The following is a 4,073-nucleotide window of genomic DNA, read 5'->3' as shown; positions in this document are numbered from 1 at the left end:
GCCGAGGACGCCGCCCGCATCGCCGCACGGGCCAAACGTGCCTGGGGCCGGTTCAAGCTGGCCGCCGTGTCGTCCTTTGCCTTTGTCGAGGCGACCGGGCCGATCTATGCAGGCAAACTGGTGCGTGACGCGCTGGGCCTTGGCCCCTCGCACCTGCCGCATGACCCGGCACCGCAACTGTCACCGGGCCTTGATACGGGCCAAAAGCTCGCTTCGGCGGAAATGGTGCTGCGCGCGATGTCGATGACCGACGGCTTTGCCCGTGTTGTCCTGCTGGCCGGACACGGCGCGAATGTCACCAACAACCCCCATGCCAGCGCCCTGCATTGCGGCGCCTGTGGCGGCTATTCCGGCGATGTGAACGCGCGGTTGCTGGCAACGCTGCTGAATGATCCCGATGTGCGCAAAGGGCTTCCTGCGAGGGGGATCACCATCCCCGACGACACGCTGTTTCTGAGTGGCCTGCACGACACCACCACGGATGACGTGCTGGTTTACTCCGAAGACCATCCGTCGGCGGACCACGCCAAGGATCTGTTCGACCTGCAGCGTTGGCTGGCTTCCGCGGGGTTGGTTGCGCGCGGCGAACGCGCATTGCGCCTGCCCCGTGCCAAGGGTGCCAGCGATATTGGCGGACGTGCGCGCAACTGGGCCGAGGTGCGCCCTGAATGGGGTCTTGCGGGCTGCCGCGCCTTTGTCGCCGCGCCACGCAGCCGGACCGCCGCGCAGAACCTTGGCGGCCGGACATTCCTGCACAGCTATGACTGGCGGCAGGACAAGGGCTTTGGCGTGCTGGAACTGATCCTGACCGCCCCGGTCGTGGTGGCCAGCTGGATCAGCCTGCAATACTATGGCTCTACCGTCGCACCGGCAACCTTTGGCGGCGGCAACAAACTGCTGCACAACGTCACCGGCGGCATTGGCGTGGTTGAGGGCAATGGCGGGCTGCTGCGCGCGGGCCTGCCGTGGCAGTCAGTGCATGACGGCGCGGATCTTGCGCATGAGCCGCTGCGCCTGTCGGTCATTGTCGAGGCGCCGCAATCGGCGATCAACGACATCCTGGCCCGCCATGACGGGGTAAGGGCGCTGTTCGACAACCGGTGGCTGCACCTGTTCACGCTCGATGACGCGGGGCAGATGCAGGGGCGCTATGTCGGAGGACTGGCCTGGGAACCGGTCACCGGAATGGCAGCATCCGTGGCGGCGTAGGATGTGGCTGGCCTTGGTGGTCCGGAATGGGCGTTGCGCGCAGTGGATTTGCCGGAACTTCCTTGACGGATCACTTGGGCCGGAATACCGGTCAGCCTCGAGGCGGGCGTGGTGGAATGGTAAGACCTTAGCCTTCCAAGCTAATGCGCTGAATTTCATTGAGTGGCGTGGAGCCACTAATAGTTTCATATCACACATTAAACTCTTTCACCTTGTCGCACTGTGTAGCGCCAAGTTGCATGGTGTCTCCTACAAAGAGCCGACAAAATGCCCAAGCTGAACGAGACCTACGTTAGCAAGCTGGCCTTCGCAAAAGAGGGAACAGCCAAGCACTGGGATCCGAAAATGCGGGGCCTCGTACTTTCGTCGGCAAAGGCTCGGTGAGGTGCCCGTAGTTTCCTAGACACCTGCCTCGTTCAGATTTTGCTGTCTGATTTCGAAGTCAACGGGCGACAGCATGCCATTGTTCGTGTGCTTGCGCTTCGGGTTGTAGAACATCTCTATGTTCTCGAAGACGTCCTGCCTTGCGGCTTCGCGGGTCAGGTATGTGCGGCGGCGGATGCGTTCGCGCTTCAAGAGCTGGAAGAAGCTTTCCGCAACGGCCCTCGCCATTGGGCTTGAACCAATGGCGCCTTCAATGGCTCGATCGTGGCAATTTCCGCGGCGGCTCATGCTGGCGTCCAGATTGTGCTGGCCGAGGAACGACTGCCACTCGCGGCTGGTGAACTGTGATCCCTGATCGGAATGGATCATCACCCTGGTCTTGGGTTTGCGTCGCCAGACGGCTGCGAGCAGCGCCTGCAGGGCAAGTTCGGTGGTCATGCGGGGCTGGGCGGACCAGCCGACCACACGGCGTGAGAACAGGTCGATCACGACCGAAAGATACAGCCAGCCCTCATGGGTCTTGATGTAAGTGATGTCGCTCGCCATTGTCCTCGGACCAATGGCGGACGATGGCTCGCCCCAGACCTTGTCGGGCGCATCGACCTTAAACTGGCGGTCCAGGGTGTTGGTCGCGAGGACGGCAGGCTTGCCGCCATAGCGACCGGGACGGCGCTTGTAGCCAACCTGTGCGGCAATCCTGGCCAATGATGCCAGCCGGGCCACCCGGTTCTGCGAAACGTGCTCCCCTTGATCGCGCAGATCGTCAGTGAGCTTGCGATAGCCATAGACCTTGCCACTGTCGGACCATGCCTGCCGGATCAGTTCTGTCTGCCTCGCATCGTCCTGCGCGGCGACTTAACGGTTCCTTAGCCATGCATAGAAGCCGCTGAAGTGAACCAGCAGCACCCGGCACTTGGCCCTGACGCCGAACTCGGTCCGATGCGCGCGGATGAAGGCCGTCGTCATTGGGCTCGAACCAATGGCGCTCCAATGGCTCCATTCATTGGGACTCGCGCGCGAAGTACGCGTTCGCCATGACGCTTGAATCAGTGGCGCACCATGGCTCACCTCTTTTAGGATATCGCGCTCCTCGGTCACCCGCGCCAGCTCCCGCTTCAGGCGTCGGCTCTCGGCCTCGTGGTCGATGCTGCTCGACTTCGCCACCGGCTCGGCGAACAGCCGCAGTCATTTGTACAAAGAGTGCGAACTCACCCCCAAACGCCGGGAAACCTCCCGAACCGGGTATCCCCGCACCCGGATCTGCTGCACCGCGTCACGCTTGAACGCATCGCTGTAGTTGCTCGTCCCCATCTCGGCCTCCTTGCCTCAAAGTTAACGGGCAAAGCGTCTACAAATCTAGGGGCACCTCATTCAGCAGTAAAGCGATGTACAACAAACCTTAGTGAAATCAGTGGAAGTCCCGCGATTTGGGAACCACGCGGACATCCCTTGGATGGCGATGTATTCCGCTAGGGACAGGTTTGCGCACCTCATCCGCGCGGGCAAGCGGCGCCTCCATAGAATCGTTTGACAGACGGTCCAGTGCATCACTGCGGTCAGCCAGATGGGTAGCGATAACATGGATGACGTTGGCGTCGCGTTGCAGGGTGCCGCGCACGTCGATCAGCCGGGACTGCATGATGACGCGGCGGAACGTCTCAAATGCTTTTGGCCAGACGACCAGATTGGCGACACCTGTTTCATCCTCCAGCGTGATGAAGCAGACGCCTTTGGCGCTGCCAGGTCTCTGGCGGATTAGGACGATTCCGGCCAGTGAGACCTGGGTGCGGTTGCGCAGGCGGGGCAGATCACTGGTGGGCGCATAGCCCTGCCGCGTCAGGCTTTTGCGCAGGAAGGCCATCGGATGCGCTTTCAGCGACAGGCGCAGCGTCTGGTAGTCCGCCACGACATGTTCGCAAGTTGGCATCTCCGGCAGGGTGAACCGGGTCTCCACCCCCTCATCGCGGGTGTCAGCAAACAACGGCAGGTCCGGCGCATCCCGCAGCGCGCGCGCATCCCAAAGGGCCTGCCGGCGGTCGAGCGTCATGGAGCGGAAGGCGTCGGCTGCAGCCAGCCTGCGCATGGTGCCTGCGTCCAGTTTCGCGCGATCCTTCAAGTCTTGCAGATCGGTAAAAGGTGCATCCCGGGCGGTGGTAAGCTGCAGCGCCCGCCCTTGCGCCATGCCGTCTACCTGCCGCAGGCCGAGGCGCACTGCAAAGGCCTTCTGGCCCATAGGTTCCAGCGTGTTGTCCAAATCGCTGTAATTCACGTCCGGCGCATGCACCGTCACCCCGTGTTCGCGCGCGTCGCGCACGATCTGGGCAGGCGCATAGAACCCCATCGGCTGTGAATTGAGGAGAGCCGCGCAGAACACATCCGGGTAATGCAGCTTGATCCATGACGAGATGTAGACCAGCAGTGCAAAGCTCGCCGCATGGCTTTCAGGAAAGCCGTATTCGCCGAAGCCCTTAATCTGGTCA

2 protein-coding genes and 1 pseudogene are annotated in these 4,073 nt (G+C 62.1%); 1 reads left to right on the top strand and 2 read right to left on the bottom strand.

Going from position 1 to position 4,073, the window contains the following annotated elements; genetic code table 11:
• Positions 1–1,209: putative inorganic carbon transporter subunit DabA (locus tag RMO18_RS17835; protein ID WP_309667732.1), on the top strand; the 1,209-nt coding region annotated here is incomplete at its 5' end.
• 399 nt (positions 1,210–1,608) lie between these two features.
• On the opposite strand, the pseudogene RMO18_RS17830 reads toward RMO18_RS17835, so the two are convergent.
• A pseudogene (locus RMO18_RS17830) lies at positions 1,609–2,904 on the bottom strand (IS3 family transposase).
• A gap of 97 nt (positions 2,905–3,001) precedes the next feature.
• The coding region (locus tag RMO18_RS17825) for an OB-fold nucleic acid binding domain-containing protein (RefSeq protein WP_309667730.1) at positions 3,002–4,073 on the bottom strand (1,072 nt) is incomplete at its 5' end.

This window comes from Tabrizicola sp. (genome assembly GCF_031377265.1).
Taxonomy (GTDB): Bacteria; Pseudomonadota; Alphaproteobacteria; order Rhodobacterales; family Rhodobacteraceae; genus JAUYQR01.
The sequence above is the reverse complement of the archived record's forward strand: the minus strand, read 5'-3'. Positions and strand labels throughout refer to the sequence as shown.